Origin of the sequence: Hyphomonas sp. NPDC076881 (genome assembly GCF_050269995.1) — a bacterium.
In the GTDB taxonomy this organism is placed as follows: domain Bacteria; phylum Pseudomonadota; class Alphaproteobacteria; order Caulobacterales; family Hyphomonadaceae; genus Hyphomonas.
Map to the genome: position 1 here is coordinate 146,624 of NZ_JBNNJJ010000004.1, position 19,327 is coordinate 165,950.

The window sequence follows — 19,327 nt, forward strand, 5'->3', positions numbered from 1 at the left end:
CGTGAGGGAAACGGGGGCTATTTCGCGGCCCCGGCGGCGGGCGCGTCGATCCGCATCCAGTCATGCGGGGACAGGCCATAGATCATGTCCATCACTTCCAGCTCGATGCCGACCGGGCGGCGGGAATTGGAGTTCCAGAGCACCACCACCCCGGAATCGAGTTCCGGGTCAAACAGCATCAGCGAGCGATACCCCTCCACCGCGCCGCGATGGCCCACCACGCGGGCGCCGGTGATGTCGTATTTGTAGGTCCGCCAGCCGAGCCCGTAACGGGCGTCCCGCATCCGGTTTTCATACTGGTTGCCCAGGCGGGACTGCTCGCGCGGGGTGTAGACGCGGGGCGTGTGCAGCGTGACCAGGGTTTCGGGCGTCAGCACATCGGGCGCCAGGCCCATCTGGGCGCGGGCAAACTGGGCCAGGTCGAGGATCGAGCCATTGACGCCGCCGGCGGCGGGCACGCGGTAATAGGGCTCCTTGACGGTCTGGCGGACCGGCTGGGGCGCGCCGCGCTTCATTTCATAGGGCTTGGCCCAGGAGGCAGAGCCGACAAGCCCGGCGCGGCCGGTGCTGGCGGTGGTCATCTGCAGCGGCTTGAACAGGGCCGCATCCACGGCAGCGCCATAGGACATGCCGGTGGCGGCTTCGACAATCTCGGTGACCGCATCAAAGGCGACATTCTGATAGGAGTGGCAATCGCGGATCGGGCACACGACCTTCAGGCCGGCGAGGCTGCGGCGGATATCGGCCGGGTTGCGGCCATCCTCCAGCATCGTGTCATAGGCGTTGGACACAACGCCCACCCGGTGGGCCAGGAGGTCTTCCAGAGTGGCCGCCTCTTCGCCCTTGCCGGGCAGGCGCAGGCTGGTCTTGAACGAGGCGAGGGTATCGTCCAGCGCAAAGCGGCCTTCATTGGCGAGTTTTGCCGTCAGGCTGCTGGCGACGCCTTTCGACAGCGAGGCCCAGCGGAACACGGTATTGCGCGTAACCGGGTCTTCACCATAGGCGGTGACGCCATAGCCGCGCGCGAAGGTGATCTCGCCCCGCTCGATCACCGCCACGGCCAGCCCGACCATGTCATTTTCCCGGGAGAGCCGGGTCAGCCTTTCGTCCAGGCGGTCAAAATTTACAGGCTGGGGCGCGACCAGAACGGAGGCCTGAACCGGGGGCTGCTGAGGGGCCTGCGCCTGAGCGATACCTGCCACACAGCCCATCAATCCCAGCAGAAACGCGCCAAACCGGATCATCGATACCCCTCTGCCTTCAGATGCTGCGTTACAGATAACACCGTGTGTGGCAGGAAAGTGTAAACCGGGCTCAGGCAGTAGAGCTGCAATCTGTCAGCCGGGGAGGGGTAAATCCCGCAGGCCCCGCTTGACCTTCCCCCGCGCGGCCTGTATTGGCCGCGGTTTCCAGAATTCAAGCCGTCAGGGCAGACCGATGAAACGCACATTCCAGCCGAGCAACCTTCGCCGCAAGCGCACGCATGGTTTCCGCGAGCGTATGGCCACGAAGAACGGCCGTAAGGTTCTGGCGCGCCGCCGCGCCAAGGGCCGCAAGACGCTGACGGCCTGACGGAGCTTGCCTGCGCCGGTTTTTCCGGCGTTGCGGTAATGTCGCCCGATCTCTCCCCTATGCCAGAACTGCGCCGGCTTCGCCGACGCCGCGAGTTCACCTATGTCCGCGACGGGGTGACCGAGCGGCGCAAGACGGTGGTGGTTCAGGCGCGCGCCCGGCCCGGTGATGAAACCGGCGATCATGTCGGGGAGGGCTACACGGCGACGAAAAAGGTTGGTGGCGCTGTCGAACGCAACCGGGCCAAGCGCCGCCTGCGCGAAGCTGCCCGCCGCCTCCTGGCCCAGCATGGCCGCCCCGGATGGGATTATGTCTTCATCGCCCGGGAAGCGACACTTGATACCGGCTGGGCACGTTTGCTTGACGATATGGAAAGCGCGCTGATAAGCCTCGCGCGCACCTGATCCCCGAAACGCCACCGCGCCTGCCGGACCGGCACGCTCTCAGCCCCCGCGGACACCCGATATGGAACCTCAAGAACAACGCAACTTCCTGATCGCCATGGCGGCGATGATCGCGTTCGTTTTCCTGTACCAGTATTTTGTCATGGAACCGGCCCAGAAGCGGTATCAGGCCGAGCAGGCGGCGCTCGCTGCTGCCACGCAGGTGCCTGGCGCCGATACCGGGGTTGCCGAGGTTCTGGGGCCCAGGCCGCTGGAAGCGGCCCTTTCCGAAGGGGAGCGGGTGGCGTTCAATGCTGAGGCCGTGGACGGCTCGATCCGTCTGGCCGGCGCGCGCATCGACGATCTCAGCCTGAAACAGTTCTACACCACGGTCGACCGTGTGGAGGAAATCCGCCTCCTGCGCCCGGAAGCCACCGAAGGGGGCTATTTCGCCACCTATTACTGGGCGGACGGCAATACGCTGGTGGCCGGGCGCAACTCTGCCTGGACGCAGGTGGGCGGCGATACGCTGACCACCGCTTCGCCGATCACCCTGCGCCTTGAAGCCGACGGCATGACCATCGACCGGGAAATCTCGATCGATGCCAATTACATGTTCACCTTCCGCGACACGCTGACAAATACGTCCGGCGCGGCGCGCAATGTCCGCGCCATTGGCTCGCTGGAGCGCCATGGCGACTGGAAACGCTTCCTCGAGATCACAGACCCGGCCTCGGCCACCAGTGGCGGCCCGGCGCATCTTGGCCTGATGGGCGTGGTGGAGGGCGATCTGCGCCTGCAGAAATACAAACCGCTTTTTGAATCCAAGAAAATCAGCGGCGAATCGAGAGACGGCACCTTCTTCTCTGACGAAGGCGGCTGGTGGGGCCTGACCGACATGTACTGGATGGGCGCGCTGGTGCCCGAACAGGTTCGTCCGTTCACGGCCAGCGTCAACCGGACAAGCCTGTCGCGCGGTGGCCCGCTGGAAGTGCGCACCGAGGCAGAACCGGTGCAGATTGCGCCGGGCGCCAGCGTCACGGTCGAGAACCGCCTCTTTGCCGGCGCCAAGCAGTTCGAAGTGCTCGAAGGCTATGAGAAATCCGGCCTGCCGCGCTTTGTCGATGCCATCGACTGGGGCTGGGCCTACTTCCTGACCAAGCCGTTCTTCTATGTGCTGCACTGGCTGAACGGCCATCTCGGCTCGTTCGGCTGGTCGATCCTGGCCTTTACCGTGCTTGTGAAGCTGCCGCTGGTGCCGCTCTACAATGCCAGCTTCAAATCCATGGCCAAGCTGAAGAAGCTGCAGGAGCCGATGAAGCAGCTAAATGAGCGCTTTGCCGCCGATCCGCAGCGCAAGCAGCAGGAGCTGATGAAGCTCTACAAGGAGGAGGGGGCCAACCCCATCGGCGGCTGCCTGCCCATCCTCTTCACCATCCCGATCTTCTACGCGCTCTACAAGACGCTGTATGTCTCGCTGGAAATGCGCCATGCGCCCTTCTGGTTCCTGAAGGATCTCTCCGCGCCCGATCCGACGGCCATCGGCAACCTGTTTGGCCTGATCCCGTTCTGGTCCGGCGCAGACGTCAAGAGCATCCCGGTCATCGGCATTATCATCGGCATCGGTATCCTGCCGATCCTCTATGGCGCGACCATGGCGGCGCTGCAGTCGCTGTCCCCGCCGCCGCCGGACAAGATGCAGGCGCGCATCATCATGGCCATGCCGATCGTGTTCATGTTCGTCTTCGGCGGCTTTGCGGCTGGCCTCGTGATGTACTGGGTGTGGTCAAACGTGCTGACCTTCATCCAGCAATACATCATCATGCGGATGAATGGGGTGGAGACCGAGCTCGGCAAGTTTGTTGCCACGCGGCTTGGCCTCAAGAAGGCGCAGGCGGAATAGATCTTGGACGCGGCCCCGGAATTCTCAGAGGAAGCGCTGGAGGCGGGCCGTCTGCTGTTTGCGGGTAAGGCGGAGTTTGTGCTGGGCGTGGCGAGCCTGTCGGGGCTGCCGCCGGCTGACCGGGCCGAAGTGTGCTTTGCCGGGCGCTCGAATGTCGGCAAGTCCAGCCTGATCAACGCCCTCACCGGCCGGGCCAAGCTTGCCCGCTCCTCGGCGGAACCGGGCCGCACGCGCGAACTCAACTATTTCGCCATCGGGGATGAAGGGAAACTGTTTCTCGTCGACCTGCCGGGCTTTGGCTATGCCAAGGTCTCCAAGACGCAGACGGCCGCCTGGACCAAGCTGATCAAATCCTATCTGCGCGGCCGGCCCAGCCTGCGCCGGGTGTTCCTGCTGGTCGATGCCCGGCGCGGCGGCCTGATGGATACGGACGAAGAAGTGATGAACCTGATGGACGGCGCCGCCGTCACCTATCAGGTCGTGCTCACCAAGGTCGACAAGGTGCCGAAGGCGGAGGTCGAGAAGACCGTCGCGAAGATCACCGACAAGCTGAAGAAACGCGGCGCGGCCCATCCCGTCGTGCGCATGACTTCGGCAGAAAAGGGCTTTGGCATTCCCGAACTCCGGGCAGAGATTGCAGGCCTCGCCGCGCTCGGCTAGCGAATTTGCCGGCCCCTCAGTGGCAAGGCATCTCACATGACCATCGACATCCGCCCTGACGATCTCACCAGCGCCGAGATGGCCGATCTGATCGCCATCCATGCGCAGACGATGCTGGCGTCCTCACCGCCGGAAAGCTGTCACTTCCTGCCGATTGACGGCCTGCGCCAGCCTTCCGTGAGTGTCTGGTCGATGTGGGAAGACGGCGCGCTGATCGGCTGCGGCGCCCTCAAGGATCTCGGCAACGGGGGCGGCGAGATCAAGTCGATGCATACGCGCGCGCATCTGCGCGGCAGGGGGCTTGGCCGGATGATGCTGGAACATATCCTCGGCGCCGCCAGGGCACGCGGCTATGCCGGGCTCTGGCTCGAAACCGGTTCGATGGACGCCTTTATCCCGGCCCGCCGCCTCTATGAAAGCTATGGCTTCTCTTACTGCGGACCATTCGGCGATTATGCTGAAGACCCGAACAGTGTCTTCATGCATTTGCAAATATAACAGGCGTTTTTCACCTTTCCGGACTGTAATATTCAACCACACTTGACGCCGGATTCAGGATCGTTCTTAAGGGGGTTCCACGCGCAAAGGGGAGTTTGCATGCTGGCCGTTCCGCTTATCCTGATCGCCGTTCTTGTTGGCGTTCTGTTCTATCGCCGCACTCAGAAAGCCGGGCGTGAGCTTGAGCTGCGCCGCCTCCAGAGCGAGCTGGCGGCGCTGGCGCGTGTGCGGCAGGGAGCCGAAGACGGCGAGCTGGTGCCCATCTCTATCGAGACGCGCCGCAGGGTTGGCCGCCGCTAGCGCGCAATCGATCGCCGGGGGGGCGGGGCATGGCAATCATCATTATCCCGTTCGGGATCATCTTCCTGCTCGTCGGCTTTTTCAGCTACAAGGCCGATCAGAAAGCGGCCCGCGAGATAGCGCACCGGCAGATACAAGGCCGCCTTGCCGAAATCGAGCGGCAGAAGGCTTCGGAAGCGGCGGGCGAAGGCGTAGAGCCCGCCTCCCGGACACGCCGTATCAGGTCTCGCCGCTGAGCCTCCTGGAAAATTGCTCTGACAAACCCGTTTCGCGTTGTTCAAAACCGCGATAAGGGGCAGCCATGACGACCCATTCCGACGCCCAGTTCACCGCGCGCACCCTCTCCGAGGCTCTGCCCTATATCCAGCGCTATGCCGGCCAGACCATCGTGGTGAAATACGGTGGCCATGCCATGGGCGATGCCAGCCTTGCGCTGTCCTTCGCGCGCGATGTGGTGCTGCTCAAGGCCCTGGGGCTCAACCCGGTGATCGTGCATGGCGGTGGCCCCCAGATCGGCAAGCTGCTCGACAAGCTCGGCATTGTGTCCGAGTTCAAGGATGGCCTGCGGGTCACCGATGAGGCGACCATGGAAGTCGTCGAGATGGTGCTTTCCGGCCCGATCAACAAATCCATCGTCCGGGCCATCAACCAGGCAGGCGGCAAGGCGGTTGGCCTCTCCGGCGCGGACGGAAACCTGCTGCGGGCGGAAAAGGCCACGCGCACCACACGCGATCCCGACAGCCATATCGAACAGATCGTCGATCTGGGATTTGTCGGCGAGCCGAGCGAGGTTGATACCAGCGTGCTCAACGCGCTGCTGCAGGCCGATGCGGCGCTGATCCCGGTGGTGGCCCCGGTCGGCGTGGGCGCGGACGGCGCGCGCTACAATGTCAACGCAGATACAGCCGCCGGCGCGCTCGCCTCGGCCCTGAAAGCCAGCCGCCTCATTCTGATGACGGACGTTGCCGGCGTGCTCGACAAGCAGAAGCAGCTGATCCGCGAAATCCCTGCGGCAGAGGTCGCCGGGCTGATCAAGGACGGCACAGCTGTCGGCGGTATGATTCCGAAGCTTGAAACAGCGGCGCAATCCGTAAATCATGGTGTCGGGGCGGCGGTTATTCTGGATGGGCGTGCGCCGCATGCCCTGCTCATGGAGCTGTTCACCGAACATGGCGCTGGAACGCTGGTTTCTTAGAATTGTAGTTCTGGCGATTGCCTCGCTGGCCGTCCTGCTGTTGCCTGCCGATGCGCAGGAAGAGGAAGGCTGGAAGCTGTGCAATCGCACCAGCTATGTCATCGAGGCCGCTGTCGGCCATGAGGAAGCCAGCGGCATCACGGTTGAAGGCTGGACGAAGCTGCATCCGGGCGCCTGCCGCATTGCGCTGCCCGGCCCGCTGACGGCGGGGGTGCACTATCTTTACGGCCGCACGTCCTCTGCCCACCTTGGCGGCGGGCGGGAATGGGGCGGCCGCAAGGATCTCTGCGTGGACCCCACCGGCGCCTTCTCGCTGGAGAGCCCGCCGGACTGCGCCGCGATGGGACTTGAAACGCAGGGTTTCCGCCCGGTCGATATCACCCGGGACGGAAGCTGGACCAACCTCTTCACCGAGATCGAGAATTATTCTGAGGACACCGCCCGCAATGCCGGGCTGCAGCGCCTGCTGGATGAGGCGGGTGTCATTTCCGGCAATGTTGATGGTTTCATCGGCCAGCGCACGCGCGCGGCAATTGCCGACTTCCTGAAGCTGCGCGGCCTGCCGGCCAACCTCTCGGACGCTGATCTGATCGACTATCTTGAACAGGCCGCCGAGGAACGGGGCCGCAATGTCGGCTTCACGCTCTGTAACCGCACCAAGAACCGCATCTGGAGCGCCATTGCCCGGCGCAGCCCGGAAGGCTGGGAAAGCCGCGGCTGGTGGCGGATCGAGGCGGGCGGCTGCGCCCGTGTGATCGACCGCCCGCTGCGGGGCTCGGAACATTTCGTCTATGCCGAGATGGAAGACGGCGCCCAGCTGCGCACGCTGGCCAATGCGAACGAAGCCTTCTGCGTCGGCCGGGCGAAGTTCGCCATCTCCGGCCGCGAGGATTGCGAGGACGCCGCCTACCGCACCGCCCTGTTCACCCGCACGCCCGCGCCGGTCGAACGCAAGCTCGTCTATGAATTCTTCGCCCGCGACTTTACCGAGGTTGCCAGAAAATGAGCGGCGGGGGCGGGAAGAGCGATGCCGGCTTCGGCCATGTGCAGGACTGGGTGTTCGATCTCGACAACACCCTCTATCCGGCCGAGTGCGATCTTTTCGCCGAGATCGATACGCGGATGACCGATTTCGTCTCCCGCTACCTGCAGCTTGAGCGCACCGATGCCCGCAAGCTGCAGAAATCCTATTACGCCCAGTATGGCACCACGCTGTCGGGGCTGATGCAGGTGCACAAGCTCGATCCGGCAGAGTTCCTGCACTATGTCCATGAGATCGACCTCTCGCCGCTGCCGGACCTGCCGAACCTGCGCACCGCGCTGGCGTCGCTGCCGGGCCGGAAGTTCGTCTACACCAATGGCTCGCGCCGCCATGCCGAGCGCGTGACCGAGAAGATGGGGATCGCCCATCTCTTCCATGACAGCTTCGGCATCGAGGAAGCCGCCTACCGGCCCAAGCCTCACCTGGATGCCTATCAGACCTTTTGCCAAGCTCATCAGGTTCGCCCCGAAGGCGCAATCTTCTTCGAGGATCTCGCCCGCAATCTGAAACCGGCCAAGTCTCTGGGCTTCACCACCGTGCTCGTCCATTCGGAAAAGGACTGGAGCCATGAGCCGATCGAGGCACGTCCCGCCGGGGCAGGGGACGCTTTCGGGGATGACGGCCCCGGACACATCGATTATGTCACCGGCGACCTCGCCGGTTTCCTCGATACGGCGGTGTCGAGCCTGACTGCCAAAAAAATAAGCTGAAGAGAGATGCCATGACCGACGCCCTTGCCCGTGTAATCGATGCTGCCTGGGAAGGACGCGACAGCCTCTCCACGTCCACGACCGGCGAGGTGCGCGACGCGGTGGACGCCGCCATCAGCCTGCTCGATTCCGGGGAGGCGCGCGTTGCCACCAAGGAAGCCGACGGCAGCTGGACCGTGCATCAATGGCTGAAGAAGGCCGTGCTGCTGTCTTTCCGCCTCAACGCCAATGGCGTGATCAATGGCGTGCCCGGCGGCGGCGCCTGGTGGGACAAGGTGCCCTCCAAGTTTGAAGGCTGGGGCGCCAAGGAATTCCAGGACGCCGGTTTCCGCGCCGTGCCGCCCTCGGCTGTCCGCCGCGGCGCCTATGTGGCGAAGAATGCCGTGCTGATGCCGTCATATGTGAACATCGGCGCCTATGTCGGCGAAGGCACCATGATCGACACCTGGGCCTCGGTCGGCTCCTGCGCGCAGGTTGGCGCGAACTGCCATATCTCCGCCGGCACCGGCATAGGCGGCGTGCTTGAGCCGCTGCAGGCCAATCCCACCATCATCGAAGACAACTGCTTCATCGGCGCGCGTTCGGAAGTCGTCGAAGGCGTTGTCGTGGGCGAAGGCTCCGTCCTCGCCATGGGTGTGTTCATCACCCAGTCCACCAAGATCGTCTATCGCAGCACCGGCGAGATCATCTATGGCAAGGTGCCGCCATACTCCGTGGTCGTGCCCGGCACGCTGCCCGATCCCAAAGGCGGCCCCTCGCTCGCCTGCGCCGTCATCGTGAAGACGGTGGACGCACAGACCCGCTCCAAAACCGGCGTGAACGAACTCTTGCGGGATTGATGTCTGTCTGCGGATGAACCGGCGCGTTGAGAAGGAGGTGGAATGCCTTCCACCTCCTTCCGTTCCGGCTATTTCGTTGTGTAGCCGCCATTTACCAGTATCGTCTGCCCCGTCATCCACCAGCCATCGCTCACCAGAAAGCGGATGTAGGGAACAATATCCTCGATATGTGTGAGGCCCGTTGGTGTGAAGCCTGACAGGGCGGCAGCCGTCTTGTGATAGGCCTGTGCTTCGGGAGATTCCTGGCCATAAAAGAAGGGCGTATCCATCGGTCCTGGTCCAATCGCTGTCACCGAGATACCTCGTGCTCCAAACTCTTTTGCTGCCGCCCGCGTGTAATGCTCGACCGGTGCCTTGGTGCCCGCATAGCTTGAATAGAAAGGCGTGAACGCGCCGAGCAGAGACGTGACCAGTGTACATACCTTGCCATTGTCACTGACATGTTTGCCGCTTTCTTTCAGGAAGAAGAAGGCGCTCTTGTTATTGACGGCATCCATTTCGTCGAACTCGGCTTCGGTGATCTCTACAAACGGCTTCTTCAGCACTTTGCCGACCGTATTGATTGCGATGTCGATGCTGCCCATTGCGGCCTTGGCGTCCACGAACAGTTTTTCGATCGCGCCAGCCGTCGTCAGGTCAGCTTGCAGGATGGTTGCAGCTGCTCCGGCGGCGCGCACGGCGCCTGCCGTTTTCTCTGCATCGGCCAAAGCAGCCGCGCTGTTGTAGTGAATGCACACAGCTTTTGCGCCCTGGCGGGCAAAGTCGGTGGCCAGCAGACCCCCGAGATTCTTGGCGCCCCCGGCAATCAGCACGGTTTTTCCTGCAATCGTGTGGTTTGTCATGGGCGTCTCCTTCTCTCTTGACGGACCAAGATTTATAGGTCGAAATTGTTGGTATAAATCATCTATTTGCGACAACTCTTGTCGTCGATTTCGAACAATAGGGCGGAGCGGCCATGGATCGGCTACAGCACTACCGGGTCTTCATGCGTGTGGTCGAAGCGGGCAGCTTCACCAAGGCAGCCACGACCCTCAACATTCCGCGTTCCACTGTCTCCACTGTGATCGGGACACTTGAGTCACGCCTCGGCGTCCGCCTCCTCCATCGCACGACCCGCAAGGTCTCCCCCTCGCAGGACGGTCTGCTCTTTTATGATCGCTGCGCGCGGCTTCTTGCCGACAGTGAAGAACTCGAGACCATGTTCCGGGCCGATGGAGAGGGACCTGTCGGAAAGCTGTATGTCGAAATGCCCGGCCGCATCGGGCGGTTGATCGTTGCCCCGGTCCTGGCTGAATTTCTGGAGCGCTACCCTGGTATCAATGTGCAGCTTGGCATGACGGATCGTGCGGTAGATCTGATTGGCGAGAATGTTGATCTCGCCCTGCGCGTGGGAGCGCTTCCCGATTCCGGCCTTGTCGCGCGCAGCCTCGGTAATCTGCCGCTGATCAACGTGGCAAGCCCTGACTACCTTGCCCGCCACGGTACGCCCATTAAACCCGCGGACCTTCGACAGGGTCATGTGGCTGTCTGCTTTGCGTCGCCCACGACCGGTCGCCCGGAAGTCTGGGAGTGGGAGGAGGGGGGCGTCCTCCGTAGCCTGATGCTACCAGCGCGTGCCACCGTGAACGGCGCGGAAGCCTATATCGCCTGCTGCCTCGCAGGTCTCGGTCTGATCCAGATCCCCGCTTATGATGTTGGGGGTCATTTGGCTGCCGGTGAACTTGTAGAGGTCATGCCTCAATACAGGTGCCCTCCGATGCCGCTCAATCTTGTTTTTCCGCACAGGCGTCTTTTGTCGCGCCGGGTTCAGATTTTTGCTGGTTGGCTTGAAGATGTGCTGGCGTCCAGCCTGTCAATACGTTGAGCAAGTCAGCGCAGTCTCATGGCCACATCCGCGCAGGCGGCAATCAACCTTGCCACATCCTGATCGCGGGAGAGGCGATGGTCGCCGTCCTTGATCAGGGTAAGGACGACATCGGAAGAGGTCAGCCGCTCGCTGATCTCCAGAGCGTGTGGCCAGGGCACATCGGGATCTTCCACCCCCTGCAGGATACGCACCGGGCCCTCAAACACAATCGGCGCGTCCAGGATCTGCCAGCCCCGGCCATCCTCGATCAGCGCCCTCGTGATCGGGTCGGGCGTGCCATAGTCTGATGGGCGAAGGGTGACGCCCTGCGTCATGATCTCTTCCTGCTGGGCAGGCGAGAGGCCCGCCCACATCAACTTTTCGGTGAAATCCGGCGCGGGCGCGATCAGCACCAGGCCCTTCACGCGCTGGGGCCGGGCAAGCGCGGCCAGCAGCGCCATCCAGCCGCCCATGCTGGAACCCACCAGGATCAGCGGGCCTTCCGACAGCGTGTCGATGGCGGCCAGCGTATCCTCGCGCCAGGCCGAAATTGTTCCGTCTTCGAAACAGCCATCTGATTCGCCATGACCGGAATAGTCAAACAAAACAGCGCCATTTCCGGTCTCCCAGGCCCAGCGGCTGACGGCCTGCGCCTTGCCGCCCGCCATGTCCGATCTGTAGCCGGACAGCCAGATGAAGGTTGGCCGCCCGTTTACAGGCGGGATTTTGTTGAAAGCCAGCCGGCGGCCCTCGGGTGAGGTGAAATATTCCGTTGTCATGGCTGCTGCCTTCCGTCATCTCTCACGCCTGTCAAGCGAGTAGTCAGGGCCGCGTTTTGGGCGAACTTCCGGATTTGAAGAACAAGGTGATCCTCCAGGTTGCGCCGGAGCTTTCGGCGGGCGGTGTGGAGCGTACCGTACTGGAGGTGACCGAGGCCATCGTCGCGGCAGGCGGGCGCGCCCTGCTTGCGAGCCGAGGTGGAAGGCTGGAAGCCGAGTTCGAACGTCTGGGCGGCGAACTCTTCCGTATGGATGCAAAAAGCCGCAACCCGCTGACCATCCGGATCAATGAAGGCAAGCTGCGTCAGATCATCCGTGAAGAGAAGGTGGACCTCGTCCACGCCCGCTCGCGTGCTCCGGCCTGGAGTGCCTATGCCGCGGCAAAGGCGGAAGGCGTGCCCTTCGTCACCACCTATCACGGCGCCTATTCGGGAACCTCCGGGCTGAAGCGCGCCTACAATTCCGTGATGGCCAAGGGCGATATCGTCATCGCCAACTCCAACTGGATTGCCGGTCACATCCGCCAGGTTCACCAAACGCCGGCGGACAGGATTGTCACCATCCCGCGCGGGGTGGACCTGGCCGAGTTTGACCCCAAGGCCGTGGCGCCCGCCCGCGTGGATGCGATCCGCCAGAGCTGGGGTCTGCTCGGCGACAAGCGCCTGACGCTGTTCCTCCCCGGCCGCCTCACCGAATGGAAGGGGCAGGGCCTCGCCATTGACGCCTTCGCCGCCCTCGCGCCGGACGAACGCGCCGGCATGGTGCTGGTCCTCGCCGGAGACCCGCAGGGGCGCGACCGCTATGTCGAGGCGCTGCAGAACAAGATTGCGGGGTTCGACCTTGAACGCTCGGTACTCATTGTTCCGCATATCAGCGACATGGCCGCCGCTTACCTGGCCTCTGACATCGTGCTTGCCCCATCGACCCGTCCGGAAGCCTTTGGCCGGGTGGCGGCAGAGGCTGCGGCGATGGAGCGTCCCGTGATCGTTTCCGATCATGGCGGCGGGCGGGAAACCGTCATTGAATACGAGACCGGCGCGCGGGTGACCCCGGGGGACGCGAGCGCGCTTTCGGGCGCGCTGCGGGCTATGATCGGGCTTGGCCCCACGGTGCGCGCCTCCATGGGCGCGGCGGGCCGGGCGCATGTCCTGCGCCATTTCTCCAAGAGGGGGCTTCAGACGGCGACACTCACCGTCTATAAGCGCCTGTTGGAGAAGGGGAATTGATCACTTGTCGAGTGCGCGCGGAAGCGGCGCCAGCCCGGTAAATCCCGGCGCGAAGGCGAAGGAAGTGCTGGTCATCAAGCTCAGCGCGCTGGGAGACTTTGTCCTGGCGCTGGGCGCGATGCGCGCTGTGCGCGAGTTTCACCCATCTGCCCGCATCACGCTGCTGACCACCCCGCCTTACGAGGAATTCGCCAAGACCTGCCCGTATTTCGACGTGGTGGAGACCGATGGCCGCCCGGAAGGGCTGAAAGCCACCAACGCGCTGCTGAGCCGCCTGCGCAAGGCGAAATACGACATCATCTATGATTTCCAGACCAGCGGGCGCACAAGGAATTATTATTCGGTGCTTTCCCGCGCCGGGAAGGCGCCGCTGTGGTCAGGCCATCATGAGAAGGCTGCCTTCTTCCACGATAATCCGGCCCGCGCAGGTATGCATTCGATTGACCGGCTGGCCGAACAGCTCGAGGTCGCCGGCGTGGCCCCTCAGGGCCGCTGGCTGGGCAAGAGCGCGCCCTTTCCGGATCTCGGCTGGGTGCGCCCCAAGCTGGGCGACACGCCCCGGCTGAGCCCGGCCTATTTCGGCATCCAGAAGCCCTACATGCTGCTGATCCCTGGCGCGTCGGAACACCGGGAGGCCAAGCGCTGGCCGATCGAGCATTATGCCGAGCTGGCCCGGCGCATCGCCGATCTCGGCATCACGCCCGTTGTCATCGGCGGCAAGGCCGAAAGCGCCATCGCCCAGGAACTGGTGAAGCGCGAGCCGCGGGTCAAGAACCTCGTGACGCGGACAGACCTCTTCCAGATTGTCGCGCTGGCGGAAACGGCGGTCTTCGTCGTCGGCAATGATACCGGGCCGATGCATATGGCGACCCTGGCGGGCGCCCCCGGCATCGCCCTCTTCGCGCTGACTGAAAGCAACCCGGACCATTCGGCCCCGCGCGGCCCCAAGACCGTCATCGTCAACTCCGCCCCGACGCTGAAAGAGCTGTCGGTGGATGATGTCTGGCAGTCCGTCCGCGCGCTGGGGATCGCGCCGGCATAGGGGCGCAGCTATTCAGCTCCGCAGAACCAGCATTCCTCGATCTGGCCCATGGCGCCGGTCATCGATCCGATGGGCGCGCCGGCGGGGGCAGGGGGCGCCGGGCGCAGCAGCGCGGCGGGCAGGTCATCCCCGGCCAGATGCTTGCCGATCATGTCTGCCAGTGCCCGCGAGGTGTCCGGATTTGTCCGGATTTGTCCTCTTTTGGGCGCGGAAAGCCGCGTCTGCAGCCCGGCCAGGTAGCTGTCTGTCACGGCCTTGACGCCCGGCGAGGCCGTTTCACTGCGCGAAAGGCCAATCAGCTCGGCCACAAAGCGGGTCTGCACAATGCCGCTGAGCGCGGTGAGCCGGGGGCTTTTTTCTTCAGTGAAAACAGATGCTTCCAGCCGCTCGATCACCTGCCTCAGGGTCAGCGCGCCCGGATCACGCGCCTCATACGCCATCAGCCGGTTGGCGCGGGCCGGATCCAGCACCGCAGAGAGCGTCACTCCTGCTGCAATTTCTGCAGACGCGGCCAGATCGAATACCGGCCCCGTGCGGTTCGGGAACAGCTCCTCGATGGTGCCGCCGCCAGCATAGCCGACATCGCCGGGCGTCAGGTAGTTCAGCACGCTGTCGGGCAGGTCCAGCGCGGAAGGTTTCAGTGTGTTTACAAGGGCTTCCAGCGCCCGGCGCTGCTCAGCGGCCGCCACCGGCCGGGCCGGTGTCTCGCCTTCACCCTTCACATGATACCGGAAGTCGAGGCCCCCAATGCTCTTGGCGGCGGCCTCCACCTGATAGCGGTGGTAAAGATAGATCGGCACGATCACGGCATTCAGCTCAGACAGCGGCCGCCCATCGGAGAGGGCTTCGGGGCCGAAATTCGCCAGAGCAATCTGGCGGACAGCCATCACCTCGTCGAGCATCCCGATAGGGTCTGCGCCATTGTCCCACACGGCGCCGAAGGGGTGGCCAGTGTCCTTGCTGCGGGCATGATTGTCCGACACGAAGCGCAGGCCGCTGCCATAGGCCTGATCGACCATCTGGTTCAGCGCAGGCAGGTCGTCTCCGCCCTCGGGGAACTGGGCGTAGAGCCATTTCACCGTGAAGATGTCCCAGGCGCCAAGGCCCGTTGCATAGGCGTTGCTGAAGTCCAGCCGGCCGCCGGCCGCCGGGCGCACCCAGGGCGCCGGATAATCCATCACCGAGGCGCGGTCATTCGTGCTGGCGGCAAAGTTGTGCGCAAAGCCAAGGGTGTGGCCCACCTCATGGGCGGAGAGCTGGCGGATCCGGGCGAGCGACACCTCCACCGGATCATCGGCCACGCCGGTGCCGGTTTTTGCTGCGCCCGCCAGCCCCTCAAGGATCATCCGGTCCTGCCGGACACGCTGGGAACCCAGGATGACGTTGGCTTTGAGGATCTCGCCGGTGCGCGGGTCCATCACGCTGCCGCCATAGGACCAGCCGCGCGTCTGGCGGTGCACCCAGTTGATGACATTGTAGCGTACATCCAGCGGGTGGGCGCCTTCGGGGAGAACCTCCACGCGGTAAGCGTTCTCGAAGCCGGCCGCCTCAAACCCCTGCGCCCACCAGCTGGCGCCCTCGATCAGGGCGTTGCGGATCTCTTCCGGCGCGCCATTGTCGACATAGAACACAATCGGTTCCTTCACCGGGCCGGAGGCGGCGGCCGGGTCTACCCGTTCCAGCCGCATGCGGGGGGAAAAGCGGGAGACGAGCGGCGCGCCGAGCGGGGCGGAGAAATCATGAAAGCCCATGCCGATGCTGGCTGTGCGCTGGTCGAAGGCGCGCGGGGTATAGCCCTCATCGGGCAGGCGCACGAAGGAATGGTGGAGCACCAGCGTTACCGCGCGCGCATCGGCGGCTGTGGCATAGGTCTGCGCGTTTGGCCTGGAGGTTTCGAAGGTCAGGAAGGCGTCGATCTCGGCATTGTCCGGGAAGGAGAGAACAGCGCCCGGATCAGGCATCGAGCGGTCTGCCGCCAGGCGATAGTCGCCCGCATCCTTGCCGTGCTTCAGGGCGCTGGCGATGTCGCTGGCGTCGCGCGTCAGAAAGCCGGAAAGGTCGATCAGCAGCGTGCCATCGGCGCCGCTGGCCTCGATACCCGTGGACCAGAGGAAGGAATTGGCAAAGCTCTGCTGAACGGAGCGTTCCTCATCGCTGCGGCCGGACGTGGCGCGGTATCTCCAGTTCTCGGCCTCGGCCACCACCTTCTCGCCAATGCGGCGGAAGCGGACAATATCGCCGGAGGTGGCGTTGCCCCGGTCAAGACCTATGGGGTTGGAGCCGAGCCCGGCGGTGAGGCCCGTGGAATAGATGAAGCGGACAGAGAGGCCATCCTCATCCGGGGCGGGCAGGGCGGCAAACACCTTGCCGGCGGCCTTGTCGACATAGAGATCGAGAAAGCCGGGTTTTGCCTCAAGGCCCTCGATCTTGCTGGCGAGGCTCGCGGGCGCTTCCGGCTTTGGCTGCGCGGAGGCGGGGCCGGCCAGCAGCAGACAGCCAGCGGCAAGGATAGCGGCAAGTTTCATGATGGCGCCCCCAAGGCTTTGTTTCTCTAGGCCTGCGATTAAGGACATCTTCGCCCGGAGAGCAATTCAGGCAGCTAACTTTGGCAGTTGCATTGCGCTTCAGCGGCTGCCAAAGCCTCGCGCCTTGAAGAATGCCCCGAACACAGGCATATTCCCGCGACTTTCTGAGCAACCAAAGGAGATCTCCCATAGCTCGCAGACCTGAAGCCGATGCGCCGCCCAAGAAACAGGCTGGCCCCCGCATCAACGAAGAAATCCGCGCCGCAAAAGTGCTGCTGATTGACGAGAATGGCGAGAAGCAGGGTGTGATGCCCCTGGCCGCCGCGCTTGACGCGGCTCGAGAAGCATCGATGGACCTGGTCGAAGTGTCGGCCGGGCAGGAAATCCCGGTCGTCAAGATCCTCGACTATGGCAAGCTGCGCTTTGAAGAGCGCAAGAAAAAGGCCGCAGCCAAGAAGAAGCAGAAATCTTCCGAGCTGAAAGAGATCAAGATCCGCCCGAACATCGACAAGCACGATTACGAAGTCAAAGCGCGCGCCATCGCCCGCTTCTTCGAAGAAGGCGACAAGGTGAAGGTGACCCTGCGCTTCCGGGGCCGCGAGATGGCCCACCAGCATCTCGGCATGGAGCTTCTCGAGAAGATGAAGAAGGATTTCGAGGAGACCGCAAAGGTCGAACTCGAACCCAAGCTCGAGGGCAAGCAGATGACCATGGTGCTCGCCCCGCGCTGAGGGGCGCAAGGCAAGGCGCCAGATCCAGGAGCCGGTGGTCCTCACGGACCCCGGCTCTTTCTGTTTCCGGGGTGCGGTTGACTTTTTTCTCTGTGGCGCAAGGATATCCATCCTTGATTGCAGGAGGGGGTGATGCGCGGGGCCATCGCAGTTGTGATGCTGGCTCTCTGCGCCGCCTGCGGGACGGCTCCGGTTGCCGTCGTGCCCGGCTCAGGAACGCCGGTGCCTGCGTGCCATCCCTATCAGAGCTTTGAAGTCATCGCCGAGAAGGCAGAAAGCCATATCGTTGTCTTTGGCGAGGCCATCCACGGCACGAACGAGTCTCCTGCAGCGCTGTTCGGTTTGGCGTGCCACCTGGCGAAGGAGGGGGCCCCCGTGCTGGTCGGGCTGGAGGCTGAGCGCACGTTTAGCGATGAACTCGACGCTTTCCTTGATCACGGCGACGCTGCGAGGCTCTACGGGACCACCAGCGGCATGTGGGATGTACATGACGGGCGGTCGTCGCAGGCGGCCCTCCTGTTGCTGCAGAACCTTGCGGAGCTTCGCGCGGCGGGTCTTGAGGTCAGCGTCTTTGCGTTCGATGCTTCCTCAGAGCTGGATTATCGCGAGCAGGCCGATTGGGGAACGGTTAGCCGGGACGCCAGGATGGCTGAAACGGTGGATGCGGCCGCCGCCCGGTTTTCCGGCGCCGTCCTTCTGCTGACGGGCGGTTTCCATGCCCGTAAACAGGTGTTTGACTTTGACGGGACGTCGTTTGTCCCCATGGCAACGGGCATCCGGGCGCGCCCCGTGCTCTCGCTGGAGATGCGGCATGCGGGCGGCTCCGGCTGGATGATAGGCGAGGTGGACGGCAAGCCCTTTATGGGCGCGCTTGACCTTATGAACGGGCTGCCTCCGGATGCACCCGTGCATGCCTTTGCCCTCGGGGCGGAGGAACCTGCGTATGATGGGAGTACCGCTTACTGGGACGGCGTTTATTATACGGGACCGATAACCGCCTCTCCGCCTGCGTTTCCTTCCCGTCCGCCCCCTTGATTCATGGCGGATGTTCCGCCATAAGCCGCCACTTCCGGGTTTTGGGGCGACGGCATTGCCCCCTGACCCGTGTGTCCTGGGCCGCCAGATCTGGTGTGAGCTCTACAGTTTAAGGAGACAAAGATGCCGAAGATGAAGACCAAGAAGGCCGCTGCAAAGCGCTTCAAAATCACCGCAACGGGCAAGCTGAAGCACGGCGTCGCTGGCAAGCGTCACCGCCTGATGAGCCATAACGCGAAATATATCCGCCAGAACCGCGGCACGTCCGTCGGCGCCAAGGCGGATGAAGCCCGCGTGAAAAAGTACCTGCCTTACGGCCTCTAAGGCTGGGCAGACCCCCTTTAACCCCGTTGATTTTGAACACTTTCTGACAGGAGGCCACGATGCCCCGTTCACGCGCCAAAGTTCCCGCCCACGCCCGCCACAAGAAAATCCTGAAGCAGGCCAAGGGTTTCCGCAATCGCCGCAAGAATACCTTCACCAACGCCCACGCCGCCGTCTGGAAAGCCGGCGAGTATGCTTACGTTGGCCGCAAGGTTAAGAAGCGCCAGTTCCGCTCGCTCTGGATCCAGCGTATCAACGCTGCTGTCCGCATCCATGACGAGAACCTCAACTATTCGACCTTCATCAACGGCCTGACCAAGGCCGGTATCGAAGTCGACCGTAAAGTGATGGCTGACCTCGCCGTGCGCGAGCCTGAGGCTTTTGGTGCGCTCGTCGCCCAGGCCAAAGCTGCCCTCGCCTAATCCAGCCCGGAGAGAAACAAGATGTCGAAATCCCCGAACAGCGTTCTCACCGCCGGCAAGAAGCCGCGCGTCAAGCGCCGCAACGCCAAATGGACCGCCAACCTTGGAAAGCGGGCAAAGGTCCGCGTGTTTGGTAACACCAAGCGCGCACGCCTTGCTCGCAAGAAGGCTGCGCGCGCCTGATCGGCGCCCCCGGCCTCGCCTCGTTTTATGAGACGCCCGTGGGTTCCGGCCTGCGGGCGTTTTGCTGATTGCCTCGCCCTTATTCTAGCGACTAGAAAGCCGCGACGGTCTG

23 protein-coding genes are annotated in these 19,327 nt (G+C 63.5%); 19 read left to right on the plus strand and 4 right to left on the minus strand.

From position 1 onward, the window contains the following. Positions 1-17: 17 nt before the first annotated feature. Positions 18-1,244 (minus strand): serine hydrolase domain-containing protein, encoded by a 1,227-nt coding sequence (locus ACQKI2_RS06040; RefSeq protein ID WP_427378801.1) that lies wholly within the window; start codon positions 1,242-1,244, stop codon positions 18-20. A 193-nt stretch (positions 1,245-1,437) separates the two neighbouring features. Between ACQKI2_RS06040 and rpmH the strand changes: the two genes are divergently transcribed. From rpmH to dapD, 11 genes are all read left to right on the plus strand, one after another. Continuing rightward, a complete protein-coding gene (gene rpmH / locus ACQKI2_RS06045; protein ID WP_035593776.1) occupies positions 1,438-1,572 on the plus strand; it encodes a 50S ribosomal protein L34 in 135 nt (44 codons plus the stop codon). Between the two features lie 38 nt (positions 1,573-1,610). Further along, entirely contained in the window at positions 1,611-1,976 is a 366-nt protein-coding gene (gene rnpA / locus ACQKI2_RS06050) for a ribonuclease P protein component (protein WP_427378802.1), read from the plus strand. A 61-nt stretch (positions 1,977-2,037) separates the two neighbouring features. Next, a complete protein-coding gene (yidC, locus tag ACQKI2_RS06055; RefSeq protein WP_427378803.1) occupies positions 2,038-3,858 on the plus strand; it encodes a membrane protein insertase YidC in 1,821 nt (606 codons plus the stop codon). Then, complete coding sequence (yihA, locus tag ACQKI2_RS06060) at positions 3,859-4,518, plus strand: ribosome biogenesis GTP-binding protein YihA/YsxC (protein WP_427378943.1); 660 nt, start codon at positions 3,859-3,861, stop codon at positions 4,516-4,518. A gap of 36 nt (positions 4,519-4,554) precedes the next feature. Further along, positions 4,555-5,016, plus strand: a complete 462-nt coding sequence (locus tag ACQKI2_RS06065) for a GNAT family N-acetyltransferase (protein WP_427378804.1) — start codon at positions 4,555-4,557, stop codon at positions 5,014-5,016. 99 nt (positions 5,017-5,115) lie between these two features. Continuing rightward, positions 5,116-5,316 carry a hypothetical protein gene (locus tag ACQKI2_RS06070; protein ID WP_427378805.1) on the plus strand — a complete coding sequence of 67 codons (201 nt, stop codon included), beginning with the start codon at positions 5,116-5,118 and terminating at the stop codon, positions 5,314-5,316. Positions 5,317-5,345: 29 nt separating this feature from the next. Then, positions 5,346-5,552, plus strand: a complete 207-nt coding sequence (locus ACQKI2_RS06075; protein WP_427378807.1) for a hypothetical protein — start codon at positions 5,346-5,348, stop codon at positions 5,550-5,552. A gap of 65 nt (positions 5,553-5,617) precedes the next feature. After that, complete coding sequence (argB, locus tag ACQKI2_RS06080) at positions 5,618-6,511, plus strand: acetylglutamate kinase (RefSeq protein WP_427378809.1); 894 nt, start codon at positions 5,618-5,620, stop codon at positions 6,509-6,511. Then, a complete protein-coding gene (locus tag ACQKI2_RS06085; protein ID WP_427378810.1) occupies positions 6,486-7,517 on the plus strand; it encodes a DUF1036 domain-containing protein in 1,032 nt (343 codons plus the stop codon). The genes argB and ACQKI2_RS06085 overlap by 26 nt, the downstream gene beginning before the upstream one ends. Then, entirely contained in the window at positions 7,514-8,263 is a 750-nt protein-coding gene (locus tag ACQKI2_RS06090; protein WP_427378811.1) for a pyrimidine 5'-nucleotidase, read from the plus strand. The genes ACQKI2_RS06085 and ACQKI2_RS06090 overlap by 4 nt, the downstream gene beginning before the upstream one ends. Positions 8,264-8,274: 11 nt before the next feature. Then, positions 8,275-9,102, plus strand: a complete 828-nt coding sequence (dapD, locus tag ACQKI2_RS06095; RefSeq protein ID WP_427378812.1) for a 2,3,4,5-tetrahydropyridine-2,6-dicarboxylate N-succinyltransferase — start codon at positions 8,275-8,277, stop codon at positions 9,100-9,102. Positions 9,103-9,170: 68 nt separating this feature from the next. Here dapD and ACQKI2_RS06100 read toward each other — a convergent pair whose 3' ends face one another. Then, complete coding sequence (locus ACQKI2_RS06100) at positions 9,171-9,944, minus strand: SDR family oxidoreductase (RefSeq protein WP_427378814.1); 774 nt, start codon at positions 9,942-9,944, stop codon at positions 9,171-9,173. Between the two features lie 113 nt (positions 9,945-10,057). Between ACQKI2_RS06100 and ACQKI2_RS06105 the strand changes: the two genes are divergently transcribed. After that, positions 10,058-10,966, plus strand: a complete 909-nt coding sequence (locus tag ACQKI2_RS06105; protein WP_427378815.1) for a LysR substrate-binding domain-containing protein — start codon at positions 10,058-10,060, stop codon at positions 10,964-10,966. 5 nt (positions 10,967-10,971) lie between these two features. Here the strand turns inward: ACQKI2_RS06105 and ACQKI2_RS06110 are convergent, their stop codons facing one another. Continuing rightward, positions 10,972-11,727, minus strand: a complete 756-nt coding sequence (locus tag ACQKI2_RS06110; RefSeq protein ID WP_427378816.1) for an alpha/beta hydrolase — start codon at positions 11,725-11,727, stop codon at positions 10,972-10,974. 86 nt (positions 11,728-11,813) lie between these two features. On the opposite strand from ACQKI2_RS06110, the gene ACQKI2_RS06115 reads away from it, so the two are divergent. Both ACQKI2_RS06115 and ACQKI2_RS06120 read left to right on the plus strand, forming a co-directional pair. Then, on the plus strand, positions 11,814-12,953 hold the full coding sequence (locus ACQKI2_RS06115) for a glycosyltransferase family 4 protein (RefSeq protein ID WP_427378818.1): 1,140 nt from the start codon (positions 11,814-11,816) through the stop codon (positions 12,951-12,953). A gap of 4 nt (positions 12,954-12,957) precedes the next feature. Next, a complete protein-coding gene (locus tag ACQKI2_RS06120; RefSeq protein ID WP_427378819.1) occupies positions 12,958-13,995 on the plus strand; it encodes a glycosyltransferase family 9 protein in 1,038 nt (345 codons plus the stop codon). A gap of 8 nt (positions 13,996-14,003) precedes the next feature. On the opposite strand, the gene ACQKI2_RS06125 is transcribed toward ACQKI2_RS06120, so the two are convergent. Next, positions 14,004-16,520 carry a zinc-dependent metalloprotease gene (locus ACQKI2_RS06125; RefSeq protein WP_427378820.1) on the minus strand — a complete coding sequence of 839 codons (2,517 nt, stop codon included), beginning with the start codon at positions 16,518-16,520 and terminating at the stop codon, positions 14,004-14,006. 131 nt (positions 16,521-16,651) lie between these two features. Between ACQKI2_RS06125 and infC the strand changes: the two genes are divergently transcribed. The 5 genes from infC (at position 16,652) to ACQKI2_RS06150 (ending at position 19,215) form a co-directional block, all read left to right on the plus strand. Continuing rightward, the gene (infC, locus tag ACQKI2_RS06130; protein ID WP_233349230.1) at positions 16,652-17,251 is read left to right on the plus strand and encodes a translation initiation factor IF-3; all 600 of its coding nucleotides are present in this window, start codon (positions 16,652-16,654) and stop codon (positions 17,249-17,251) included. Positions 17,252-17,383: 132 nt separating this feature from the next. Continuing rightward, positions 17,384-18,286: a hypothetical protein gene (locus tag ACQKI2_RS06135; RefSeq protein ID WP_427378821.1), complete on the plus strand. Its 903-nt coding sequence runs from the start codon at positions 17,384-17,386 to the stop codon at positions 18,284-18,286. A 123-nt stretch (positions 18,287-18,409) separates the two neighbouring features. After that, complete coding sequence (gene rpmI, locus ACQKI2_RS06140; protein WP_011645460.1) at positions 18,410-18,610, plus strand: 50S ribosomal protein L35; 201 nt, start codon at positions 18,410-18,412, stop codon at positions 18,608-18,610. A 59-nt stretch (positions 18,611-18,669) separates the two neighbouring features. Then, the gene (rplT, locus tag ACQKI2_RS06145; RefSeq protein WP_035593801.1) at positions 18,670-19,032 is read left to right on the plus strand and encodes a 50S ribosomal protein L20; all 363 of its coding nucleotides are present in this window, start codon (positions 18,670-18,672) and stop codon (positions 19,030-19,032) included. A 21-nt stretch (positions 19,033-19,053) separates the two neighbouring features. Further along, entirely contained in the window at positions 19,054-19,215 is a 162-nt protein-coding gene (locus ACQKI2_RS06150; protein ID WP_290919647.1) for a hypothetical protein, read from the plus strand. Positions 19,216-19,327 lie beyond the last annotated feature (112 nt).